The organism is Helicobacter didelphidarum (genome assembly GCF_003364195.1).
In the GTDB taxonomy this organism is placed as follows: domain Bacteria; phylum Campylobacterota; class Campylobacteria; order Campylobacterales; family Helicobacteraceae; genus Helicobacter_A; species Helicobacter_A didelphidarum.
Genome location: NZ_NXLQ01000017.1, coordinates 15041 through 37252 on the forward strand (window position 1 = coordinate 15041; position 22212 = coordinate 37252).

A 22212-nucleotide genomic window follows, 5' to 3' on the forward strand; every position below is an offset into this window, starting at 1 on the left:
GTGAAAAAAACAATATCTTAATTTTTATATTTAATAGCCAGGATTTATTTTATAAAAATATGGTTGTTGTTAATACAATAATATATAGGGTTATTTGCGATTGTATTAATGATTGTTATAAATAAGAAAATTAAAATAATTCAAAACTAAAAATGTAGAGCATGAGAAAAGATTTGATTATTTTGTTTTAGGAAGTTGTAATCGCTCTTGTGCAAACTTACATGTACATAAAAATCTTTTTAGGATATTTATAGAAAGATAATTAAAATACCACACAAATACAATAAGCCAATCTCAACAAGAAAATATTAATTGTTAGCTAGACTACTGGGGTATCGCAAGAGAGTTTGTTACACCATTGCTTGGAGAAAGTGGTTTATAATCATCAACTCCAATCGTTACGCCAGTAGTCATATTCTTAAATAAGGTATGTCCGGGTTGTCTTTCGTAATAAATCATTTCACCTGATTGTTGGAATCTTTGAACAGAAATTCCATTTGGACCAACTTGTTTGCCTCTACCACCAAAAATATCACGTCCAAAAATAATATCTTCAAAGAGATCACCATAACTTACCGCTCCAAAGAATTTTTTTGAAATAGGCCATTTATAGCTACACTCAGTCAAGACACACATTCTTCCTGCTTTAATTCTAATACTACCAATCGTTTGTGCATATTTAAAAAGTTCTAATTTCACAAGACCACTTTGATAAGTATTCAATCTTGCATAGTCATAAAATTTAAAAGGTGCAGTATTAATATAAAGCAATTTTACATCACTTGTAATAATATATTGTGGTTGTTGTTCCTGTGGTGTGAAAACACTTTCTTCTTTATAAGTGCCTCCCGAATTTGATGTAGGAGAATAGATTCCGTCATGAATTTTATCGAGATTTCCTTGTGTTTTCATCTCTGGATCGTCTTTCCATGAACATGCACTTATTGACAATCCTAATACACATAAACCCAAGACTTTCAAAACCACTTTGCGCATCAATAACCTTTTAAACTTTTTAACTTTGTAATATTAGCATATTCTTTCACAATTTTAAAGTGTTTTCACTTTCAAAATTAAGCATTGTTAAGAACACGATGCCAAATTCTACCATCAAGTTTAACTTCCATATTTACTTGGCATAATCCATCTTTATAGGCTGTTTCTGTAATCTCTGCATTTTTGATTAAAGCCTGAACTCTACCTTTAATGGTTGAATTTTGTGCTATCATGTCACGAATTGTATCGTTTGCATTGATTCTAATACCATACATTTTTTCACCAATTTGTCTGTAAGCATCTACAATTGCCGCTCGTTTTGCTAATGCTAATGCTTGTGCTGGAGAAACAGTTGATTCTGGAGCAACACCCATTCCTACCGCTTGAATTTCTATAACATTGTTAGGAGTTAACAAAGGAGAGTTTTGAATACCTACTGATACGTCACTATCACTTGCACCTTTTCTCATATCATCAAAAGCTTGAGTGTTTGTTCTTTCAAATCCTTGCTCATAACCACCACTACCACTTCTTGTATTGCGTGAATAATCTCCTCTATCATATCTTGGAGCTGGATTATAGTCATATTGAGAAGCTGGTATCATAGGACCTGCTGCCATTGGCATACCATTTGGACCATATTGTTGTGCCACAGGCATAGATGGTGCTGTTGGAGGAGTTGTAGTTTGAGTTACAATACCACTATTTCCTATTGGAGCTGAAGCCATTAGATTTGGATTTGCATTATATCCTACGGGAGGATAAGTAGGCACTGATAATGGTGCTAATGATGGACCACCTGCTACTGGAGGAACTAATTGTGTATTCTGCGCAGAGCTTGAATCCATACTGCAAGCTGTCAAAAATAATGCTGAAAGAGCCGAAGCAATTAAAAACTTTGTGTTCATAGTAATATCCTTATTTAAAATATTTATGCAAACCTTGCATTTGAAAAATAGTGAAGCAAAATATATTCCATTTCTAAATTATAATGTATTTTCTTGCAAACTTAATATAAATATCTCTATAAAAATACCATGCAATAGGTGTTTTGCTGTATGATTAAATGTTTCTAGTTTTTCTCTATCAAAATACAATAAGATTCTGAAACTTTGGATTTATTGGATGAATAATATACCAACCAACAACCGAATAAAAAAAATACAGAGCACCATCAAGAATCTTAATACGCCATGAGTAAATTGGAATCAGCAAATAAACAATAAAAAGCACAGAACCAATACAAAGTAACAAGTAAATATTGCGTAAATCCAACACAATAAAGCATATATATGCAACTATAAAAAATAATATATTAACAATAAAATATTTTAAACGAAACATAACAACCAAACAATGAAAAATTATCAAAAAGCATAAGATTTTAGTAGGTGTATCATATCCTTCGAATAAATAAGATCTGATATGGAATAATTTTAGAAAAGGTACAACCAAAAGACTTGTAATGCCTGCAATCAAAAAACTCACAAAAAGCCATGCGGTTTGTCCTGCTGTGCCACTATCAATACCGCGAGATTCCAAAGCAATTTTTAAGGGAGTATAAAAAGGCAGACCTTCAACTTTTGTTTGTGTATTTTCTATTTTTTTTCGTTTAAATGGCATAAGAATCTCCCATACTTGTAAAATTTAAAGAAGTAATTTTTAAAATAAGCTTAGATTTCCCTATTTTACCCCAAATGATACAATCTTTTTTAATCCATCGCTTACACTCATGTTGGATTTTTTGATTTTATCTTTATGAATTCGTAATAAGAGTCCAGATGTAGGTGGTGTTAATGGACAGAAAACCCAATAATATTCCCCCTCTTCTTTTGTAATAAAACCCATTAATTCACCTTCACCAATAGTAATAAATGCGACCCCCAAGTATTTATCTTTTGAGCTACCACTTATCATGCTAATTAAATCTTTAATTGTATAATATACGCTCCCAATGATTGGAATCTTCGAAACAATTAATTCGCTTAGCTTAATAAAAATTGCGTTTTGCTGTTTCTCAAAACGATACCCAATATAAAAAATAAGGCAAAGCAATATTACAATCAAACTAATACTTGCAACAATGCTTGGAATTTTTGTATCTAGATCCTCATTTATCATAGTTTTAACAAGCCAATGCACCATACTTAAAACAAGATTCCATACACCATCAAATATACCAAATAAAAAATATAAAAGCCATGCAACAATTGCAAATGGTAAAACAACTAATACGCCCTTACCAAAAATACGGAACAGAGTTGGCATAATATCCCCCTTACATTTTATAGATTCTCGATTTTGATAATAGTATTGTTGTTTTTTCTATTGATTATAGAATAGTGTCATAGAATTATTTTGTATGTGAGACAAATACATAAATAAAAAATTCTATTATCATTAGATACTATATCGGCATACTTATTCCACAAAAGGTAATGTGATACCAAGTGCCATTTCTTAATAATTTATTTACAGCTACATTTGTTGATTACACAGAATATTCAGAGAATAGACAACTCAAAATGAATAAAAAATTTTCAAGAATAACCTGCTTGCAATCTTTGTGGTATTGTTTGATTATTTTTTGCTTTGACTTGATTTTATTGAAAGTGTAGATAGTTATTTTGTTCCATACAATACGACTATTTGTTTCTCAATTTCTATCATTCTCTATCTATATTATTCTATCTGTTCTCTTTGGTTTATATTAAGCTATTAAAATATGTGCAAATACATTAAATATTTCTAATCTAGTTTTCGTAGAATCCTTTATAATCAAATCTAGAATTTTGTAAGAAAATATGATTGGTTTGATTTTTTGTTTTATGTATTACAACATAAGTGTTAATACAATTTGAAGCAAGATTCATAAAATTCGCAAGAAATTTTCGTATTCATATAGAATCTTAAGGTAAATTGTGGAATAATCTTTGCATAATTTAGCAAAATATTGTTTTCCAAAAATAAGATTGCTAGAATTGAAATTCTTATTTTTTTGGTAGAATTCTATGGACAAATTTATTGTGTTGTGTATTGATTTTGAAAAAATATTAAGGAAATTGAATGATTGAAAATCAAGCCAATAAGCTAGAATCAATGATGAAAAATAAGACTAACACAAAATATATTGCCATTACTTCTGGTAAGGGCGGTGTAGGTAAATCTACTATTAGTGCAAATTTAGCCTATAAACTTAATAAGCTTGGCTTTAAGGTTGGTGTGTTTGATGCAGATATTGGACTAGCAAATCTCGATTTAATTTTTGGTATTAAAACTGATAAAAATATTTTACACGCATTGAAAGGTGAGGTAAGTATCGATGATGTTGTGTATGAGATTGAACCAAATTTATACCTTATACCTGGTGATAGCGGGGAGGAGATTCTAAAATATGCTGGAGAAAACTTAAATATTATGGAGGATATTATTCAAGAGAGTTCTATCTTGGATACACTCGATTTTCTTCTGATTGATACGGGTGCGGGTATTGGACCTCTGAATCAATCCACATTGCAAGCATGTGAGCATATTATTGTTGTTACAATGCCAGACCCTTCCGCAATTACAGATGCATACGCAACAATCAAACTAAATGCCAATACAAAAAAGCAGATTTTTATGATAATTAATATGTGTAAGAGTCAAAAAGAAGCTTTAGCAGTTTTTGACCGAATGGAAAGTATTACAAAAAAGCATATTCCAAATCTTACTCTTAAGTATCTTGGTGGGTTGGAAAATAATCATGCAGTAAATAAAGCAACACGCAATCGAGCACTTATTGCGAAAGTTGAGCCATATAATAGTGTTTCTGTTGGTATTGGTGATATTGCAGCACTTTTAGCACATGAAATTACCAATATGGAACATAATATGCTTTTAGAATCTAAAGGTTTTAAAAGCTTTTTTAGACGAATGCTTGGTTATTTGTAATTTTTTAAGGATAGAGTTTTTACAAAGGATATGTATGTTGAAGCGAGAAAATTATGTAAGTTTTGCTATTGTAGTAGGTTTTTTTCTTGGCTTAGTTTTTGGTGTAGCGAAGTTTGATGAACCAGAGCTTATGGTGTTATGGACAATTCTTTCTACCATGGGAATCTATTTGATTGTTACGGTATCTGTATCGGTATATTATATATTTACAGATTCTAATGATGCAAAACTCCACAAGGAAAAATTAGAAGAAAGCCTTGAACATTATCGTAAAGAATTTGATAGAAAAGAACAAGAAGTGGAAAGTATTCGCAACTTTATTAAAAGTTTGCAAGGTATAGATTAAGTTTTGGAATCAGATTAGGAAGCAATTAAAAGCTTTTGTTAGAGGTAAGGAAAAATAATGCAACAGGTGTTACATACAAACATAAAAGGGCAAGGTGCTTATAATGAGTATCTCAAGAACTCGCAAGATGAGCTTGCCCTGCAATATTTGCCTGCCGTAAAAGCTATGGCTTTTCGTCTCAAAGAGAGGTTGCCTAGCTCCATTGATATGAATGATCTTGTATCCATAGGCACGGAAGAACTTATCAAGCTTGCAAGACGTTACGATGCGAATAAGAATGATTCTTTTTGGGGATATGCAAAAACTCGCGTGAACGGTGCTATGCTTGATTATTTACGTACGCTTGATATTATGTCTCGTTCGTCTCGCAAGCTTATTAAGGCAATTGAAGTGGAAATTTCACGATATTTCAATGAGTTTGAAGAAGAACCTACAAATGAATATCTTGCGAAAAAACTTGGTGAAGATTTGGAAAAAATCAGACAAGCTCGTTTAGCAAGTGATATTTACGCTGTTATCCCTCTTGATGAGCAATTTAATGCTTTGGAGGAAAGTGATATTTTACAATATTGTGAGCAAAAGGAGTTGGTGGATCTTATTCAAAAGGTTCTTAGGACACTTCCAGAGCGAGAGCAGCTTATTATTCAGTTATATTATTTAGAAGAGTTGAGCTTAAGTGAAATTAGTGAAATTTTGGATATTACAGAATCAAGAATTTCACAAATTTCAAAAGAAGTAATCAAAAAAATCCGAAGAGAGATAGGAGAAACAAATGGCTAAGATTCTCAGTCAAGAGGAAATTGACTCCTTATTAAATGTTGTCGACGAAGAAGGCGCTGTCGATGAGGCGGATCAGACTGAAATAGTTACAGAAAAACAGATTATTGTTTATGACTTTAGGCGTCCAAATAGAGTAAGTCGTGAGCAACTAAGAAGCTTCCGTTCTATTCATGACAAAATGGCACGTAATCTTGCTAACCAGATTTCAGCTATCATGCGTTCTATTGTTGAAATTCAGCTCCACAGTGTTGACCAAATGACTTATGGCGAATTTCTTATGAGTTTGCCAACTCCTACAAGTTTTAATGTTTTTTCAATGAAGCCTATGGATGGTGCAGGAGTATTGGAAATTAATCCCAGTATCGCATTTCCAATGATTGATAGATTACTTGGTGGTAGGGGAGATCAATATGATGATACGCGAGAGTTTTCCAATATTGAGTTAAACCTACTTGATACAATTTTGCGTCAAATTATGCAAAATCTTAAGGAATCTTGGGCAGCAGTTACAGAGATTTTCCCGAGTATTGATGCTAAAGAATCAAGTCCCAATGTTGTGCAAATTGTTGCACAAAATGAAGTTGTTGTAATGGTGGTTATGGAAATCGTGATTGGGCATAGTAGTGGTATGATGAATATTTGTTATCCTGTTATTTCTCTAGAGACTATTCTTAGCCGTTTGGCTAGTCGCGATTTAATGATGAGCGAAACAAGTGGGAAGAAATCAAGAAATCGTGAATTACAGGCTCTAATTGGTGGTGCTGATGTTCATATTGCTGCAATGCTTGGAGGAACACAACTTAGCTTTAAAGAAATTTTAGAATTAAAAGTTGGTGATGTGATTATGCTTGATAGAGTTGCAGATGATTGTGTTACGGTATCGGTTGATGGGAGAGATAAATATCGTGCAAAAATTGGACTACAAAGATTCCGTAAAATAATACAAATTCAAGATGAGATTAAAACAGAAAAAGACCAAGTCAAAGAAATGATTGAAATGCTTGAAGCACAGAGAAAAAGTCGTGTAACTGATTTACAAGATGAAGGAATATCAAATGAATGATTTTATTGAACTCTTTATTCAAGAAATGGTAGCAACCATCGATGGTATGATGGGTAGAACAGCGGTTGTTACACATAAAGAAGATGGTGGTGTTTCTGATGATTTATTGCCAAATCCTTTTGGCATGGTATCTATTGATGTTTTATTAAATGGTTCAAGTGTTAGTTCTTTAGGATTTATTATGCCAGAAACTCTTGCTACCGCCTTACCTGACTTGATGATGGGGGGAGAGGGTGAGACTGGCAAGGATATGATGGATGATGATGATAAAGATGGGTTGAAAGAAGTTTTCCAGTCCATTACAGGTGCACTTGCAACAGCACTTGGTGGGCATGATAAATTGCCACATTTTTCCTTTTCTATTTCTGAAGTAAAAAATGTTGAGTCTGGGGGTGCATTAGGTGATTATCAACAAGCAAGTCATTTTGATGTGCGAATAGATTCTGTAGAATCTCAGTTGATTATGCTTACAAAGAGCGATTTGCTTACACATGTTCCTGCTTCCCCAAAACCTGTTGCAACGAGTTCAGGTGGCTCAAAAGACACGAACTTTAGCGAAAAAGAAATGCGCAATATAGGTATGCTACTTGATATTGGTTTGAATGTCAAAGTGAGAATTGGGCAGAAACGAATGTTGTTGAAAGATGTTATTTCGATGGATATTGGGAGTGTTGTGGAGCTCAATCAGTTAGCAAGCGATCCACTTGAAATACTTGTAAATGACAAGATTATTGGTAAGGGCGAAGTTGTTGTTGTAGATGGGAACTTTGCTATACAGATTACAGAAATTGGTTCAAAACGCGAAAGACTAGAGAGTATGCGAGGCTAAGATTGGGTTGGAGCAATTCACATTGAGAAAGTCTCTAAAATTTTTTGTGGGTTTTGATGATATTTTATGATTATCAGTAATGGCTTAGTTTTTTCATGACTTTTTATCAGTTAAAGGTGTGAAGTTATTATATTATTGCTTTTCTTGCTGTAAGTCTTGGAATAAATTTATCCATTGTCTTATTACTACTTCTTTTGAGAATTTCTGTTTCACAAAATTAATTCCTTGTTGTCCCATTTCTATGCGTTTGCGTTCATTCTGCATTAAACTGCTTAGTGCGTTACAAAACGCTTCTTCATCATTATTTGGAACTAAGATTCCATTTTTATCAAAACAATCGCGAATCGTAACTATATCATACGCTACAAGAGGCAGTCCAAAGCTTGACGCTTCGATTAAAACCATCGGGAGAGATTCTGAATGACTACTCATCACAAAAATATCTGATTCTAAATAAATAGATTCAATGTGTGGTGTAAAAGGCTTTAACATAATAAAATTCTGCATACAAAGTTTTTCTATCATATCTTGCAACATTCCTTTTTGTCCGCAATCATCACCAATAATTTCCAACCGCCATTGAGGAAAATCTTTTGCAATTTTACTATATGCTTGAATGAGTCGTGGAAATCCTTTGTGATTTGCTTTTGCTTCCATTCTTCCTATAGCAATGAGTTTATATATTCTTTGGGTTTCGGTGGTTTTTTGTTTACCAGATTCAGAAAATGAAGAATATTTTTCTAAATCTTCAGCTTTTTTCTTAGTAAAATATTGTGCCAAAAGAATTCTTGCTTTTATAAAATCATTTGTATTTTCGTAAGGTAATAATGCTGAAGATTCTGGAATCTTTTTTACAATGTCATCAAAAGGTAATTGGGTTGGGAAGTTAGGTATTTTTATCACCCTATCGCTGTAAGGTTGCCAACGTTCAAGTTCTTGCTGATTTAAGAAAACAATTCTGTTATAGTATTTGTTTTTTTGTTTCCATTTATGAATTACCATGTGCATAATTTTAATATATTTTGTATGTTTAGTTTTAAAACGTGGATATAGCATGGAGAGGTGAGATTCTATAACTATATCATAATCCTTGAATTTTTTGTTTAGTCGTAAATTGATTAATAAGTGCCTACTCCACCGCCACAAAATTCTTTTTATTCCCCTTTCTTTTTCATGAATATCATAGAAATTATGAAGATACTCTACCTTTACTCTTGGATCAATATCATAAGCAAAAGGGAGGTTATGCTCATCGGTATAATAGGGCATAATACAAACTTCATAACCTCGAATTTTACAAAACTCATTGGCAAGATTTGTTACTACGCGTTCACCCCCACCTTTATATGAGAGATTATGAATTGTGAGTAAAATTTTCATTTGGTTTCCTAGTGCTTTGTGTATGATTTTAAGTGAGAATGTTTAATTGTAGCACGAAAAATTGAACTTCATAATTTTGTTCTAAAAACAATCTTGTATATCGAGATACATTGATTGTTTTACTGGTTGTAGAAAAGGTAGTTATTTTTAGTAACTTATAAAGTTATTGAGATTTTTTGTGAAAGAGAATGTGGGCAAGGATTTAGATTAAGATACCTTTTTTACGATTATTGTCCAATCAACATGATTAAATTGCAAAGAATTCATTAATATATGTCCGCGTTCTTGCACATACATTGCACTTTTTGCAACATTCTCATGATCACCTTTTTCAAATAAAAATATACCAACTTCATCTTTTGTTAATTCACTATCAATTAACTCCCCTAGCTTATTATAAAAATCATTTTTTAAATGTCGCAAATCAAATCTTTTCATGAGACTCCTCAACAATGAAGTTTAATACTACATGCTAATTGTATTGTGATTGTTCTTAGAATATGATAAATTTAGGCAAAGATTCCAAAGATTTTACATATTTGATAACTTTTTGGAACTCTTAGAACAAAGGGAAAGCAAAACACATAGGTAAGACACCATAGAATCTCCGAAAAAGATTCTATGGATATAATCTCTCCTTGTCCTATCAAGCAAACTTATTAGCTTGAACTATTGTTATACTTTTGGTTTGGAAAGCGGAGAATATTTTTTTAATAACCTAATAACCAAAAAAAGCTATTGAACGTGGGATAAAGACCGATGTCATAAAAGCTTTTTTACTGCGTCTTGTATTGTCGCAGGATTTTTTGGCTCGACAAGTCTCTCTCCCACTTCAACACCATCTTTATAAAAAATTAGAGTGGGAATTCGTTGAATATGTAGTGTATCTTTGAGTTCTTCCTCATTACTAAAATTTACACTAAATAAAGCTATTTTCCCCTCATATTCTTTTTCTATCGTTTCCATAATAGGCTGAATCCTTCTGCAATCTGGACACCAATCGGCACCGACTTCTACTACAACTGCACCATTTTTTATAGAATCAAAATAATTTATATTTGTTAATTCTAGCATAATATAATCCTTTTAACAATTTGTTTGTGCTCCTATTTTACCAATAATTGTTAAATAAAGAGTTAATTTTCAATAGTAACAAAATTCGATAAAAATTAATTTCTTGAGACATTGCAAAGCAAGATTTTTGATGAATCTTCAGTGATAGAGTTTAAATATTTTTGATTCTATTCGGTATTGCATGGATTCTAATTTAGGAATCAGAATAACTTTTATAAACAAACTTTAAATAAGGACATATTTTGAAAGAATTTTACTTTCAATACATTAAAAAATATATACAAATCTATGATCCCGGTCATTTTAGTTTTTTTTATGCACTGAAAGCAATGGTTGCAATTAGTCTTAGTGCCCTTGTGCATTATATGATTTTTGGTTCCGAAGTTCTTGTTTGGGCGACTGTGACTCCTATGCAAGTATTTTTCTTAAATGCAACTCTTAGTCAGCAAGCAGATAGGAAGCTCCATATGCTGGGTTTTGCTATATCTTCTTCATTGTCTGTTGGATTTTTCACATTTTTAGCTCAAAAAGCTTTAGATAGTCATAGTTTTTCTGATGTTTGGTGGCTTGGGTTGCCAATTTTATGTCTTACTTTTTTTGTTGGAATGTCTCGAGCTTATTCACTTGATACCTATCGCATGTTTGTGCCTGTGGTTGTTAATTCTCTTGTTGCCGCAATTTATGTAGATTCTAATGTTGTGTTGCCTATTATTCAAACCATGCTTGTTGTTTTTAGTAGTGCAATGATTGGTATTGTGATTGGCTTTTTACTTTTAAATAATCCTGGAAATTATGGAAAATATACACAAGTGTATTATCCTTTAGTATTAAGTTATTTAAGAAATATGGTAAAATATCTTGATTCAAAAGAGGATTTTGCACGATATAAAGAATTGACTTTTACGATGATACATAACATAAAACAAACTCTTCATACAAAATCAAGCCTCTATAACGATAACTATATGATTAAAAATATTAAAAGGGCAATTTTTTATATTTATCGTATTGAAGATATTTATTTGATGGTAAGTGTATTACCACAATATCAAATTTATCAGCATATTTCTTTGCAATATGAAATAGTTTATAATCTTAACGAGCTTAGTAAGATTTTTGCGGGGAGGATTCCAAAAATGCGGCGAGATGAGGCTGATTTATTGATTGCTACTGCAACAAACGATTCAAAAGAGCTCGCTTTACATAATATCATTAAAATTCTTTATTCTAAATTAGAATCTTTTTGTAGAGTTGGAGAAAAAGGAGACCCAGCTTTTAATCCACCTGCAAAGAAAGATATTAAAGATGTCTTTAGGGCATTGAATTATAAAAATGCAACTTTTAGGTTTAGCGTGAAATATTCCTTAGCAATAGGGTTTTCACTTATTCTTGCTACACTTTTAAATATTAATCGTGGAATTTGGATTAGTCTTGGGATTGTAAGCGTTGTGCGTCCTTCTGTTGGAGGTATGCAAAATATCAGCAAAGAATATCTCATTAGTGCAACTATTGGTATTGTTATGGGAGTAATTCTCTCAGTATTTACCACACCTTTTATTTTTTATTTATTATTTGGGATATTGATTTTCTTTGTTGTATATTTGCGTGTGTTCCCATTCTGGCTTTGGTCTGGGTTTATGATGTGTGCATTTGTCATGATGTATTCTATTATGTATGATGATTTTTTGTTATATGTGTTCGATCGTTTGCTTGATATTGGTATCGGTATTATTTTTGCCATTATCGTTTTTAAAAGTATTTGGCCACGATTTTCACATGATAATCTTAAACCTATTCTTAATAAAGAAATTGTATCCTTTGGTGAGATTCTTGCTCTTTTGCGAGAATCTTTACAGCATGGTTCTTCCAAACTTAATACCCAAAGTATCCAAGCTAAACATGCAGAATTGCTTCATAATATTGAAGAATTAAAGAATACACTTAAAGATTCTAAAAGTGAAAATGCAGAAAAAGACAATCAAATTATTATCTATGGTGCAGATATGATAAAAGTTTTGGAATCTATAATTGTAACTATGAATGAGCTAATATGGCTTTTTACTTCAAGCGAATATAATACAAAAACGCGAGAACTTTATTGTAATGATCTGAAGATTCTACAAAATCGCTTTGAAATGATTGAAAATCTTATGTCAAATACGACGCATTATTTTAGATTTGAGGTTACAAATATGTTTATGAGTGAAAAAGATACACATTTTGCCAATATCGCCCATCAAATATTCCAAGAACAAAATCAGCTCTATAAACTTTTAAATGAACGACATATTAGTGTCCCTAACTAAAGATTTAATAGAGTTCGATAAACAAGATAATATGGGGTTCATAATAATTTTTAATTAAAATAAGAGAGAGTCTTGAGTTATTTCTGAATCTTGAGATAAAATTATTATATTTTGTGCAATACTCTATTATTTACTATTAACAATAGAATTGTAAATAGTTTCTCTAATATGTATCACTCTATTGTAGTGGCTTTTAATCGATGACTTCACACAAAGCTATTTACTAAGCCTTGAGGCTTTTGAGACAAGCCCCACGAATTCTCCCCTATACTCATCACTAATCATTTCTTTGTCGCTTAATATTTTGAGGATTTTTTGATAGCTTGTATCGCCTTTATGCTCGCTATTTCTCAATAGCATACCAAATGAAGCGACCGCACTCGCAAACTTCGTATCCGCATCAAGTTCTTTTGTGAAATCCGCATCTGTAATCGCCTGCTCTATCAGCACAGATTTTTCATCGCTTTTATTGTCATTTTTAGGCTCTTTGTATCGCACTTTGATAGTCGCCCATTCATCGCTGTATTTGCCATTAGCAACATTTTTGCTATATTTTAGCTCATCGATTTTAGGCACGCTACCTTTAAAATCACTCGAATCTGTCGGGATAATCTCATACAGTGCCGTGACATTATGCCCTGCTCCCATTTCACCAGCATCTTTTTTGTCATCATTAAAATCTTCGTTGTTTAAGATTCTATTCTCATAGCCTATCAAGCGATATAATTTTACCTTTGCGGGATTAAATTCTACTTGAATCTTGACATCTTTTGCGACCGTAAAAAGTGTCGCACCAATCTGCTCTACGAGATATTTTTTTGCTTCCAAAATATTATCGATATAAGCGTAGTTTCCATTGCCCTTGTTGGAGAGATTTTCTAAAGTAGAATCTTTGTAATTACCATAGCCAAACCCTAAGATAGTGAGATACACACCACCTTTTGCCTTTTGCTTGATTAAATCTACTAAAGCTCCTTGACTTGTTGTGCCGACATTGAAATCTCCATCGGTGGCTAGGATTATGCGATTATTTCCGCCTTTGATGAAATGCTTTTGTGCGAGTTTGTATGCTGTCTCAATCCCCTCACTCCCATGTGTGCCACCACTTGCATGAAGATTATTGATAGCATTTAGAATCTTTGCTTTATTATTCGTAGGCTCAAGTGCGACCCCTGCATTACCCGCATAAGTAACAATAGAGACTTTGTCGTTTTCATTGAGATTTTCTACTAAGAGATTGAATGATTTTTGCACCAAAGGCAACTTATCGGACGAATCCATCGAACCAGAAGTATCGATTAAAAATACTAGATTTGATGGCTTTCTCTTGCTATAATCAATGTCTTTTGCTTTGATACCTATGCGTAGAATCCTATGGCTCGTATCCCAAAATGGCGTGCCAAAAGCCGTATTGATACGCACGGCATCTTCGCTATCCTTGCTTGGAGACTTGTATTTGTATGTGAAATTATTGATAAGTTCTTCGATTCTTACCATATCTTTTTGTGGCATTGTGCCTGAATCTAGCATTTTCCTTACCATAGCATACGAAGCAGTATCCACATCACTAGAAAAAGTCGATAACGGCATACTAGCAGCATCTTTATAGATATTTTCTTCAATGTTATCAAAAGAATTTGTATTGAACTCGCCTTTTGCCACAAACTCTGAATCTATATTTTTGGTATAAGCTTGTGTATAGCGAACGATGCTATTGGGCTTTGCATACATACTATCTCGACTCATTTTTTTAGCATATTCCATATGCACAGCACTATCCTTCTCATAAGAACGCATATTGCTATCCATATTGTTAGTCTTTTCGTGCAACGGCTCTTTAATTATTCCGGGTACACCATGAATATTTGACTCATCTAACTCAAGTATATCATCGTGTGTCGCCACCTCTTGTGTGCTTGGCGTATCAGTCTTCGCGTCAGTATTATTTGTATTGCCACACGCAACCAAGATAAATGCTAGGGACACATTGCACACTAAAAGGCTTGTTTGTTTGAAAAACTTGATTGTATTCATGATTTCTCCTCCTTTAAATTATCACAAAAAAATGCAAGTATATCACAAATAAATTTGTTTGAGACAATATACAATTTAATTCTCTTTAAAAATACTATCATCTTTCATAATTATTTTAGAGAAATGAAGTTTTATCTGTTGTATTGCGGAATCTGTTGGGTAAATTTTTCTTTTGTTATATTTTGCTAAAAATATTATGAAAAATACTTAAAATTATGTTAGAATAGCAAAGTTTTTTTTACATTTTTTATCTTAAGGAATATAATGGCAACAGTAATAAGACTAACAAGAATGGGTCGCAAGAAAAAACCATTTTATCGTATTGTAGTAACAGATTCTAGAAAAAGACGAGATGGGGGATGGATAGAATCTCTTGGAATTTATGATCCAACCACAAATCCCGCTACAATCAAAGTAAATAAGGAGAGATTGGAGTATTGGAAAGGTGTTGGTGCAAAAATGAGTGAGCGTGTAACCATATTGACAAAATAGGGATTACAACATGAAAAACTTTCCCGTTCAAGATTTTCTTGAGGTTTATATCAAGAAAATTGTAAAATATCCTGAGAGTGTTAGTGTTGCAATAAGTGAAGGCAAAAGAACTGATTATATACTCTGTATTCAGGTTGCAGAAGAAGATGTTGGTAAGGTTATTGGTAAAGATGGTAAAATGGTAAGTGCCTTAAAAAATGTGATTTCTGCATGTAAGGCAAAGGACAATATTTCTTATGAGCTTGTTGTGGCTTCACAATCGCACACCACAAAGAATTAATTTTACATAACTGATGTCTAGTATGTGTGAAGGCGACATGGTGGCTGTCGGGACTTTTGGGAAGAGTGTTGGGGTATGTGGTGCATTAAGAGTTTTCTTGTTAACAGATTTTCCAGAAATCTTGCAACGTGATGAGACATTTTATATTGACTCTATAAATACCTTAAATGATATTTTTTTAAAACAAACTGCAGATACCATTTTTTCCAAAAGTTCTATTAAAAATCATATAAAGTTTCGAGTACACAAGCACACAATTACCACAAATCAAAATATACAATATATTCCAATCACATTAAAATCCTATAATGCAAACAACCACACAATCCAATGGAAAGAATTTACTACGAGACAAGATTCTGACTTATTACGGAATCTCACATTTTATAGCACGATTGAAACAACTCGTGAGTTGTGTAAGCTTAATAAAGATGATTTTTTTTATTTTGATATTATTGGTATGAAAGTAGTTGAAAATGGTAAAGTATTGGGTGTTGTGCAAGATATTGAATCTATTGGAAATACTCATTATTTTATTCTTGCAAAGAATTTCTTCATTCCTTATATTGATCGTTATATTATTAGTGTAAATATAGATTCTAAAGAAATATTAACAAGAGATGCACGATTTTTGCGAATGTGATAATTATACAAATTCTTTCATATTATCAAATTACTAATGATACAATAAATTTTATAAAATTTATAATTAATGCTTTATTTGTTATGAAGAAATAAGATAAGCAAAAAAGAAAAGGATACTAAATGCTTAATTTTTAGGTTTGATATAATTATTTTAAATGTTAATGTATGCTAATGATATAAAAAGTAATGCGAATTTTAACTTCTTCAAATTGTTTGTGTTAAATACCATTTGTGAGGGGGGGGGGGCAATATTGGTTTAATACTTTAATTGTGGAATAGATGGAATAAAATCTATGCAAGAATTTCTTTTATCATATCGTTGTTTGTGGAAGAAATTTTTGCAATATGGAGTTGCTTGTATTGTTTGAGAATTGTGCCGATTTCACGACATTCGCTTAAATAATAATTTTCTATACATTCAAAAAGCGTGCGTTGATTAAAAATTTCCTTTCCACTCAAAAGTATATTATGAAATGCTGCAACTTCAAGTGGATTATGTCCCCCAACTTTAGCATAAGCTCCACCTAAGATTACAATATCGCTTATGGCATACAGATTGATGAGTTCCCCCATTGTATCAATCAACAACAGCTCACAATCAAGATTATCAAAATTGATGAAACTTTGGTTTGTAATGTGACTTAAACGAAGTGTCTTGAAATAATTGCAACATAGCATATATACCTCATCAAATCTCTCAGGATGGCGAGGAACAATGATGAATAATGCCCCATTAGAATCTTTTGCAATATGCTCACTTTTAGTCTTATTATGGAGATAATTGGTGTTGCAATTATATTTTTTATTGTTTGCCGATAAGTCAAAAGAATCGTTGCATTGCGTATGGGAATCTTGATTTGCCCAATAGTGTTGCAGTGTTTTGAAAGATTCTAAAATACATTCTTCTTCATTTGCATGTGTGCTAGCAGCAACTATAATAAGTCGTTGTGGTTTTTTATAATGTTTGGTTGTCATAATAGGATTTGTTGCTTTGATGTTACCCATTATGGAAATATGTTGTGCACCTAAAGATTCTAAACGCATTTTGTCATCATTACTTTGTGCTAAGGTAATATCAACAAAGTTAAAAAGATAATTATAAAAAAATTTTAATTTCAAATATCGCCCAAAGCTTCGTGTTGAAATTCTTGCATTAATAAGCTTTACTTGTGCTTGATTTCTTTTTGCGTAAGCGAAAAGCATGAGCCATAATTCTGCTTCCAATACAAAAAGTTTTTCGCATTTTGGTGCAAAGAATGGTAAAAGAGTCTCAAATGGTAAATAAGAAATTGTGAGATTTGACATATTTCCATAAAGTTTATGTGCTTGAGCAAAGCCTGTTTGGGTAATGACACTTAAGAATATTTTTTTTTGATTAGGGATAGATTGTATAAGTGTTTGAAGTGAGCTAATTTCACCGAAAGAACAAGCATGAATCCATATCTCAAATTTTTTTTTTGAATAATTCTTAGGAAAGAAAAAACGATATGGAATACTTTGTCTATATTTTTGTTTGCATATTAAAAGAAGTAAAAGAGGTGTACATATAATATGAGCTAAACACATTAACCCATAATAAATAAATATCATTGTGCAATTTCTTGAAAAACTTTTGGGTCAAAAAGAATGCGTCCGCAATGTGGGCAGTGAATAATTTCATGACCTTTCTCAATATCAACAAGGTTTTTATTGTTTAATTTTATAAAGCAACCCGCACAAGCATTTTTATAAATCGGGGTAACACTTGAGTTGCCTGCCCACTTTCTAATTTTTTCATAAAGTCGCAAGAGAGCAGGATCCATTTCAAGAGCAACCGCCCGTCTTTTTGCACTAACCTCATCTTGTTCTTGCTTAATTTGACCAACAGCATTGCTTGAAGCTAATTCTATTTGTTCGATTTCGTTATTGAGTTGTTGTATAGTTTCTGTAAGGGTAATAATTTTTTCTTGTGCATGGGCAATTTCTCTTTCGAGTCTTTCAATTTCATTATTAAAGGCAGTCATTTTCTCGCGTAGAATATCTTCTTCCATACTAAGATTCTTCATTTCTTTTTCACTTTTACTATCTTTCAATCGTTCGCGAATTTTTTCAATCTCTGTTGAAATAGTGTTAAACTCCTCATTACTTTTGGTAAGTGTATCTTGTTTAGATACAATACCTGCTTCTAATTCTATTTTTTCTTTTTCAGCTTGTGTTTTTTCATTCATTTTTGCATACATTGGGGCTTTTTTTTCTTCAATTAAAGGGTTATATTTTGACACTTCAAGGTCAAGTTGATTCACTTCAATAAGTTTTTTTAGGTTTTCATTCATTGCGATTCTCCTAAGTATTTAAATGGATTATGTGAATTTAGAATTATAGCTTGAATATCATTTTTTTGCAAAATTTTTGCCACCAGGGATGCAAAAATACACTCACTTTCAAAATGTCCAATTTCAATAAAGTTAATTCCAAGTGAATTAGCAATCATAGCATCATGATATTTTATATCTCCTGTGATAATGCAGTCATTTTTATTTGCAATAATATATGAAGAAGCGTTTGATCCACAAGTAAGATAAATATTATTAATAAAATCTGTAGCTTTAGAATATCGTAAGAATGATATGTTCAGAGTTTTTTTAAGAGAATGAGCAAGAGATTCAATTGATGTTTGTTCTTGTTTTTTGTGCATATAAATAATGCTAAAGTCTTGAGTCTGTGTGTGTGCAAAGCCTAGTTTTTCAAGTTCTAGTTTTGTTGCAAATGCTTGATTAAGATGTGTTATATCAAAATTTGTATGCATGGAAATCACAGCAATATTTTTTTTGATACATGCTGCGATGAGGTTGCATGGATAAGAATTTATTTGAAAATTTTGTAATGGTTTAAAAATCAATGGATGATGTGTAATGAGTAAGCTATCTTGTTGCATAGAATCTATCACTTGCCAATCAATCTCTAAAGCAATGTAGAGATGTTGAAAACAAGATTCTAACGAACCGACATTGAGTCCACTATTATCCCATTTGGCTTGTAACTCAAATGGGCTAATGGTATTTAGAATCTCATAAATTTCTCTGATAGTATACACTTTTTTCCTTAAATCAATATTCTTATATAGTGAGGGTTAATAGCGTTGATTACCTTATGGAATCAATGTAAAGCGAGATATTGTAACATATATTTGCAAATTCCAAGATAATTAAATCTGCGATGTGAGATTTTCAATAAATGTTTAGGACTGGAGATTAACTTAAATCCATCAAAAAAATAATTTAAGAGTTTTTAAATTATTTTAATTAAATTAAGGATAGAAATCTTGTATGACAACCAAACTTGATTTCTCTTGAATAATCTTGCAATTTATTTCATTTTAAGTTATAATATTGTTTATGCTTTAAGTAGGGGGCATATCCGAAATAGGCATAAATTTCATGTTAAGAGGAATTGTTATGAAAAAGATTCTTGTTGTATTTTTTGCATCAATTGGTTTTGCTTTTGCTGCCGCAACATCTAGTAAAACTGGTATTTTTGGTGAAGATATTGTTATGGCGCTTTCTGTGCTTGCAGGTGTTGTTGGCTTAGGTATCGCAGCACTTGGTGGCGGTATTGGTATGGGGCATGCTGCTGCTGCTGCTATTTCTGGGACAGCTAGAAATCCCGCATTAGGTTCAAAACTCCAAACCACAATGTTTATTGCAATCGCTTTGATTGAAGCACAAGTTATTTACACACTCGTATTTGCAGTTATTGCTATTTATGTAAATCCATATATTGCACAATAATATTTTTTAAGAAACTATTGTAATAAATTCTAGCCCAAGTTCTTGTAATTTGGCTAGAATTTGCGCTGGTGGTGGAATGGTAGACACACCATCTTGAGGGGGTGGCGGAGCAATCCGTGTGAGTTCAAGTCTCACTCAGCGCACCATGTTTGATATACAATACAAGAAAATAAACAAACAACAACTTTTTCGTAGGTAAGTAGCCGGAGTGGTGAAACTGGTAGACGCGCTAGACTCAAAATCTAGTAAGGGCAACCTTGTGTCGGTTCGAGTCCGACCTTCGGCACCATTTATTTCGGTCAATATAACTAAGCTCAAATTAATACTTCATAATAGATACCTCAAATCGAAATGTCCTGATAGCTCAGCTGGATAGAGCGTAAGATTCCTAATCTTAAGGTCATGGGTTCAAATCCCGTTTGGGACACCAAAAACATGAATTACTCTATTTTTTATATTATCACTTAAATATTATTAATAGGTTATATATAGTGTTTTTGTCATGTAAAATGAGTTTATAAAATGTCTATGTTCACTTAAAATTTTTGGTGCAATAAAAGTATAGAAGCTATAAAAATCACATAGTTATTAAGTCTTCCAAACTACTCTTTTCATAAAGTAAGTGAAGATGTTGCACTAAAATAAATATAAAAATTATTATCTCGCTATCAACGCTATTTACTATTCCCTATAAACAAACAGAACAAAGAAAAGTAATTTTCCGAGTCTCATTGTTTATCCTTTTCAAGTTTTTCTATTCTTTTGCGTAAATCAAATATATAATACGCTTGAAACAAAACAATCAATAAAAAACAAAATTCAAGCCAAAAATCAATCATGTTAAATCTCCTTAGATATGATATATATTGTCTTTAAAGGTTACCCCTTTTTCAAGGGGTTTTAGGCTTAAAGCCACTTTAAAAGAAATAGTATGATTGATACTATTTTTACTGCATAATACACAATCTTCACTATATCCTTACAAAGTTTGACTTTTTGCCTAATCTTTTTAAGTCGTTTTATGAAACTACCTTTAAAGATTATTTGTAACAAGCTATTTCTAACTTGTTACAATGTAATTATATTTTTATTCGTGGTTTTTAAATAATTATTTTGAGCTTTTAGATTCTTAAATGTTGTTGTAGAATATGGGACAAATAAACTCAAACAAACCCCTAAGAATCTATTTTCTCTACCAATACACCTTTTTCTTGCAAATAATTAATGGCTTTTATATTTGCTTCTTGATTATCATCAAATGCAATAAATAAATGCCCAATTTCAGTATGCGACAATGCTTCAATATTTCCTGCCAAAATATTTACGCTAACCCCAAATTTTTTTACTATTTCAGAAATAAGAGGATCATGGATATATTGTCCAATAAATGAGATTTTATATATTTGTTTATGTGTTTGTTTCAAAATCTCTTCAGACGAAAGAGCCGGAAGATATGAAATAAGCTCCTTTGTAACCTCATGTTTCGGAGACGCAAAGACTGCCTCAACACGACCATATTCAATGATTTCTCCAGCACTCATGACACACATATTGTTACAAATTTCACGCACAACCTCAATTTGATGTGTGATTAAAAGTATTGTAAGGTGAAGTTTTTGTTGTAATTCATGCAAGAGATTCAAGATTGATTTTGTCGTTTTTGTATCAAGTGCACTTGTTGCTTCATCACATAAGAGAATCTTCGGACTATTTGCCAATGCCCTTGCTATCGCTACTCTTTGTTTTTGCCCACCACTTAGTTGGCTTGGATAAAAACTTGCTTTATCTTCTAATCCAACAAGTTGCAAAAGCTCTTTTACGCGTTCTTTTATAGAATCTTTTTTCCATTTCGCAATCTCAAGTGCAAAGGCAATGTTACCAAAAACATTACGAGATTCTAAAAGATTAAAATGTTGGAAAATCATACCAATTTTTTGTCGAGTCTTTTGGAGTTCAGATTCACAAAGAGCTAATATATTTTGTTTATCAACAATAACTTTCCCAGAACTTGGTAACTCTAAACGATTAATAAGGCGGATAAGGGTTGATTTACCTGCACCAGAATAACCAATAATCCCCATAATATCACCTTTTTCTACATATAAATCAAGGTTTTTGATGGCTTGAAATCCATTTGGGTAAATTTTTGTAATATTTTTTAACTCAATCATATATTCTATACCCTAACTTACAAATAGTATTTTTATGTAAATACTTAAAAGAATGCAATAATAGCACATTTTTTGATAAAATACAACGACGAAATTCACATCTTTATTGCTATCTT

22 protein-coding genes and 3 tRNA genes are annotated in these 22212 nt (G+C 32.0%); 13 read left to right on the forward strand and 12 right to left on the reverse strand.

Translation table 11 applies throughout. The features are described 5' to 3' along the window. Positions 1-324 precede the first annotated feature (324 nt). The 4 genes from CQA53_RS07415 to CQA53_RS07430 all read right to left on the reverse strand — a co-directional run bounded on the left by CQA53_RS07415 (position 325) and on the right by CQA53_RS07430 (position 3264). Complete coding sequence (locus tag CQA53_RS07415; protein ID WP_115543382.1) at positions 325-996, reverse strand: HP0838 family lipoprotein; 672 nt, start codon at positions 994-996, stop codon at positions 325-327. Positions 997-1073: 77 nt separating this feature from the next. Beyond that, entirely contained in the window at positions 1074-1655 is a 582-nt protein-coding gene (locus CQA53_RS13745; RefSeq protein WP_407918848.1) for an LPP20 family lipoprotein, read from the reverse strand. Positions 1656-2082: 427 nt separating this feature from the next. Next, on the reverse strand, positions 2083-2619 hold the full coding sequence (locus CQA53_RS07425) for a hypothetical protein (RefSeq protein ID WP_115543383.1): 537 nt from the start codon (positions 2617-2619) through the stop codon (positions 2083-2085). Between the two features lie 60 nt (positions 2620-2679). Further along, complete coding sequence (locus CQA53_RS07430; RefSeq protein ID WP_115543384.1) at positions 2680-3264, reverse strand: DUF502 domain-containing protein; 585 nt, start codon at positions 3262-3264, stop codon at positions 2680-2682. 798 nt (positions 3265-4062) lie between these two features. On the opposite strand from CQA53_RS07430, the gene CQA53_RS07435 reads away from it, so the two are divergent. From CQA53_RS07435 to fliY, 5 genes are read left to right on the forward strand one after another with little or no spacing between them, the layout of a single operon-like run. Continuing rightward, the gene (locus CQA53_RS07435) at positions 4063-4929 is read left to right on the forward strand and encodes a P-loop NTPase (protein WP_115543385.1); all 867 of its coding nucleotides are present in this window, start codon (positions 4063-4065) and stop codon (positions 4927-4929) included. 34 nt (positions 4930-4963) lie between these two features. Beyond that, the gene (locus CQA53_RS07440; RefSeq protein ID WP_115543386.1) at positions 4964-5275 is read left to right on the forward strand and encodes a hypothetical protein; all 312 of its coding nucleotides are present in this window, start codon (positions 4964-4966) and stop codon (positions 5273-5275) included. Positions 5276-5332: 57 nt separating this feature from the next. Beyond that, positions 5333-6055 (forward strand): RNA polymerase sigma factor FliA, encoded by a 723-nt coding sequence (locus tag CQA53_RS07445; protein ID WP_115543387.1) that lies wholly within the window; start codon positions 5333-5335, stop codon positions 6053-6055. Further along, positions 6048-7118 (forward strand): flagellar motor switch protein FliM, encoded by a 1071-nt coding sequence (gene fliM, locus CQA53_RS07450; protein ID WP_115543388.1) that lies wholly within the window; start codon positions 6048-6050, stop codon positions 7116-7118. Before CQA53_RS07445 ends, fliM begins: the two co-directional genes overlap by 8 nt. Continuing rightward, positions 7111-7947: a flagellar motor switch protein FliY gene (fliY, locus tag CQA53_RS07455; RefSeq protein WP_115543389.1), complete on the forward strand. Its 837-nt coding sequence runs from the start codon at positions 7111-7113 to the stop codon at positions 7945-7947. The genes fliM and fliY overlap by 8 nt, the downstream gene beginning before the upstream one ends. 132 nt (positions 7948-8079) lie before the next feature. On the opposite strand, the gene CQA53_RS07460 is transcribed toward fliY, so the two are convergent. The 3 genes from CQA53_RS07460 to CQA53_RS07470 all read right to left on the reverse strand — a co-directional run bounded on the left by CQA53_RS07460 (position 8080) and on the right by CQA53_RS07470 (position 10401). Next, complete coding sequence (locus CQA53_RS07460; protein WP_115543390.1) at positions 8080-9327, reverse strand: glycosyltransferase; 1248 nt, start codon at positions 9325-9327, stop codon at positions 8080-8082. Between the two features lie 207 nt (positions 9328-9534). Then, positions 9535-9765 (reverse strand): NADH-ubiquinone oxidoreductase subunit E family protein, encoded by a 231-nt coding sequence (locus tag CQA53_RS07465; protein WP_115543391.1) that lies wholly within the window; start codon positions 9763-9765, stop codon positions 9535-9537. Positions 9766-10089: 324 nt separating this feature from the next. After that, positions 10090-10401 carry a thioredoxin family protein gene (locus CQA53_RS07470; protein WP_115543392.1) on the reverse strand — a complete coding sequence of 104 codons (312 nt, stop codon included), beginning with the start codon at positions 10399-10401 and terminating at the stop codon, positions 10090-10092. A 242-nt stretch (positions 10402-10643) separates the two neighbouring features. Here CQA53_RS07470 and CQA53_RS07475 point away from each other — a divergent pair, with 242 nt between their 5' ends. Then, complete coding sequence (locus CQA53_RS07475; protein WP_245945770.1) at positions 10644-12707, forward strand: FUSC family protein; 2064 nt, start codon at positions 10644-10646, stop codon at positions 12705-12707. A gap of 216 nt (positions 12708-12923) precedes the next feature. Here the strand turns inward: CQA53_RS07475 and CQA53_RS07480 are convergent, their stop codons facing one another. Continuing rightward, complete coding sequence (locus CQA53_RS07480; protein WP_115543393.1) at positions 12924-14741, reverse strand: vWA domain-containing protein; 1818 nt, start codon at positions 14739-14741, stop codon at positions 12924-12926. A 264-nt stretch (positions 14742-15005) separates the two neighbouring features. On the opposite strand from CQA53_RS07480, the gene rpsP reads away from it, so the two are divergent. From rpsP to CQA53_RS07495, 3 genes are read left to right on the forward strand one after another with little or no spacing between them, the layout of a single operon-like run. Then, on the forward strand, positions 15006-15233 hold the full coding sequence (rpsP, locus tag CQA53_RS07485; protein WP_115543394.1) for a 30S ribosomal protein S16: 228 nt from the start codon (positions 15006-15008) through the stop codon (positions 15231-15233). Between the two features lie 10 nt (positions 15234-15243). Continuing rightward, entirely contained in the window at positions 15244-15513 is a 270-nt protein-coding gene (locus CQA53_RS07490) for a KH domain-containing protein (protein ID WP_115543395.1), read from the forward strand. Between the two features lie 40 nt (positions 15514-15553). Continuing rightward, on the forward strand, positions 15554-16156 hold the full coding sequence (locus CQA53_RS07495) for a ribosome maturation factor RimM (RefSeq protein WP_115543396.1): 603 nt from the start codon (positions 15554-15556) through the stop codon (positions 16154-16156). 293 nt (positions 16157-16449) lie between these two features. On the opposite strand, the gene CQA53_RS07500 is transcribed toward CQA53_RS07495, so the two are convergent. From CQA53_RS07500 to CQA53_RS07510, 3 genes are read right to left on the reverse strand one after another with little or no spacing between them, the layout of a single operon-like run. Further along, positions 16450-17748: a 3-deoxy-D-manno-octulosonic acid transferase gene (locus CQA53_RS07500; RefSeq protein ID WP_115543397.1), complete on the reverse strand. Its 1299-nt coding sequence runs from the start codon at positions 17746-17748 to the stop codon at positions 16450-16452. Next, the gene (locus CQA53_RS07505) at positions 17745-18470 is read right to left on the reverse strand and encodes a zinc ribbon domain-containing protein (protein WP_115543398.1); all 726 of its coding nucleotides are present in this window, start codon (positions 18468-18470) and stop codon (positions 17745-17747) included. Before CQA53_RS07505 ends, CQA53_RS07500 begins: the two co-directional genes overlap by 4 nt. After that, positions 18467-19231, reverse strand: coding sequence for a Nif3-like dinuclear metal center hexameric protein (locus CQA53_RS07510; protein WP_245945772.1), 765 nt, complete (start codon positions 19229-19231; stop codon positions 18467-18469). The genes CQA53_RS07505 and CQA53_RS07510 overlap by 4 nt, the downstream gene beginning before the upstream one ends. A 361-nt stretch (positions 19232-19592) precedes the next feature. On the opposite strand from CQA53_RS07510, the gene atpE reads away from it, so the two are divergent. The 4 genes from atpE to CQA53_RS07530 all read left to right on the forward strand — a co-directional run bounded on the left by atpE (position 19593) and on the right by CQA53_RS07530 (position 20355). Beyond that, positions 19593-19925 carry an ATP synthase F0 subunit C gene (gene atpE / locus CQA53_RS07515; RefSeq protein ID WP_115543399.1) on the forward strand — a complete coding sequence of 111 codons (333 nt, stop codon included), beginning with the start codon at positions 19593-19595 and terminating at the stop codon, positions 19923-19925. A gap of 62 nt (positions 19926-19987) precedes the next feature. Continuing rightward, positions 19988-20071, forward strand: a tRNA-Leu gene (locus tag CQA53_RS07520). Positions 20072-20127: 56 nt separating this feature from the next. Then, positions 20128-20214: transfer RNA gene (locus CQA53_RS07525), tRNA-Leu, on the forward strand. A 64-nt stretch (positions 20215-20278) separates the two neighbouring features. Then, positions 20279-20355 (forward strand) — tRNA-Arg (locus CQA53_RS07530). 745 nt (positions 20356-21100) lie between these two features. Here CQA53_RS07530 and CQA53_RS07535 read toward each other — a convergent pair. Continuing rightward, positions 21101-22096 (reverse strand): methionine ABC transporter ATP-binding protein, encoded by a 996-nt coding sequence (locus CQA53_RS07535; RefSeq protein ID WP_115543400.1) that lies wholly within the window; start codon positions 22094-22096, stop codon positions 21101-21103. Between the last annotated feature and the right edge of the window lie 116 nt (positions 22097-22212).

Excerpts from the sequence above, each read along its gene's own strand:
- CQA53_RS07415 (WP_115543382.1), bottom strand. The coding sequence starts at position 996 with ATGCGCAAAGTGGTTTTGAAAGTCTTGGGTTTATGTGTATTAGGATTG.
- CQA53_RS13745 (WP_407918848.1), bottom strand. The coding sequence starts at position 1,655 with ATGCCTGTGGCACAACAATATGGTCCAAATGGTATGCCAATGGCAGCA.
- CQA53_RS07425 (WP_115543383.1), bottom strand. The coding sequence starts at position 2,619 with ATGCCATTTAAACGAAAAAAAATAGAAAATACACAAACAAAAGTTGAA.
- CQA53_RS07430 (WP_115543384.1), bottom strand. The coding sequence starts at position 3,264 with ATGCCAACTCTGTTCCGTATTTTTGGTAAGGGCGTATTAGTTGTTTTA.
- CQA53_RS07435 (WP_115543385.1), top strand. The coding sequence starts at position 4,063 with ATGATTGAAAATCAAGCCAATAAGCTAGAATCAATGATGAAAAATAAG.
- CQA53_RS07440 (WP_115543386.1), top strand. The coding sequence starts at position 4,964 with ATGTTGAAGCGAGAAAATTATGTAAGTTTTGCTATTGTAGTAGGTTTT.
- CQA53_RS07445 (WP_115543387.1), top strand. The coding sequence starts at position 5,333 with ATGCAACAGGTGTTACATACAAACATAAAAGGGCAAGGTGCTTATAAT.
- fliM (WP_115543388.1), top strand. The coding sequence starts at position 6,048 with ATGGCTAAGATTCTCAGTCAAGAGGAAATTGACTCCTTATTAAATGTT.
- fliY (WP_115543389.1), top strand. The coding sequence starts at position 7,111 with ATGAATGATTTTATTGAACTCTTTATTCAAGAAATGGTAGCAACCATC.
- CQA53_RS07460 (WP_115543390.1), bottom strand. The coding sequence starts at position 9,327 with ATGAAAATTTTACTCACAATTCATAATCTCTCATATAAAGGTGGGGGT.
- CQA53_RS07465 (WP_115543391.1), bottom strand. The coding sequence starts at position 9,765 with ATGAAAAGATTTGATTTGCGACATTTAAAAAATGATTTTTATAATAAG.
- CQA53_RS07470 (WP_115543392.1), bottom strand. The coding sequence starts at position 10,401 with ATGCTAGAATTAACAAATATAAATTATTTTGATTCTATAAAAAATGGT.
- CQA53_RS07480 (WP_115543393.1), bottom strand. The coding sequence starts at position 14,741 with ATGAATACAATCAAGTTTTTCAAACAAACAAGCCTTTTAGTGTGCAAT.
- rpsP (WP_115543394.1), top strand. The coding sequence starts at position 15,006 with ATGGCAACAGTAATAAGACTAACAAGAATGGGTCGCAAGAAAAAACCA.
- CQA53_RS07490 (WP_115543395.1), top strand. The coding sequence starts at position 15,244 with ATGAAAAACTTTCCCGTTCAAGATTTTCTTGAGGTTTATATCAAGAAA.
- CQA53_RS07500 (WP_115543397.1), bottom strand. The coding sequence starts at position 17,748 with ATGATATTTATTTATTATGGGTTAATGTGTTTAGCTCATATTATATGT.
- CQA53_RS07505 (WP_115543398.1), bottom strand. The coding sequence starts at position 18,470 with ATGAATGAAAACCTAAAAAAACTTATTGAAGTGAATCAACTTGACCTT.
- atpE (WP_115543399.1), top strand. The coding sequence starts at position 19,593 with ATGAAAAAGATTCTTGTTGTATTTTTTGCATCAATTGGTTTTGCTTTT.
- CQA53_RS07535 (WP_115543400.1), bottom strand. The coding sequence starts at position 22,096 with ATGATTGAGTTAAAAAATATTACAAAAATTTACCCAAATGGATTTCAA.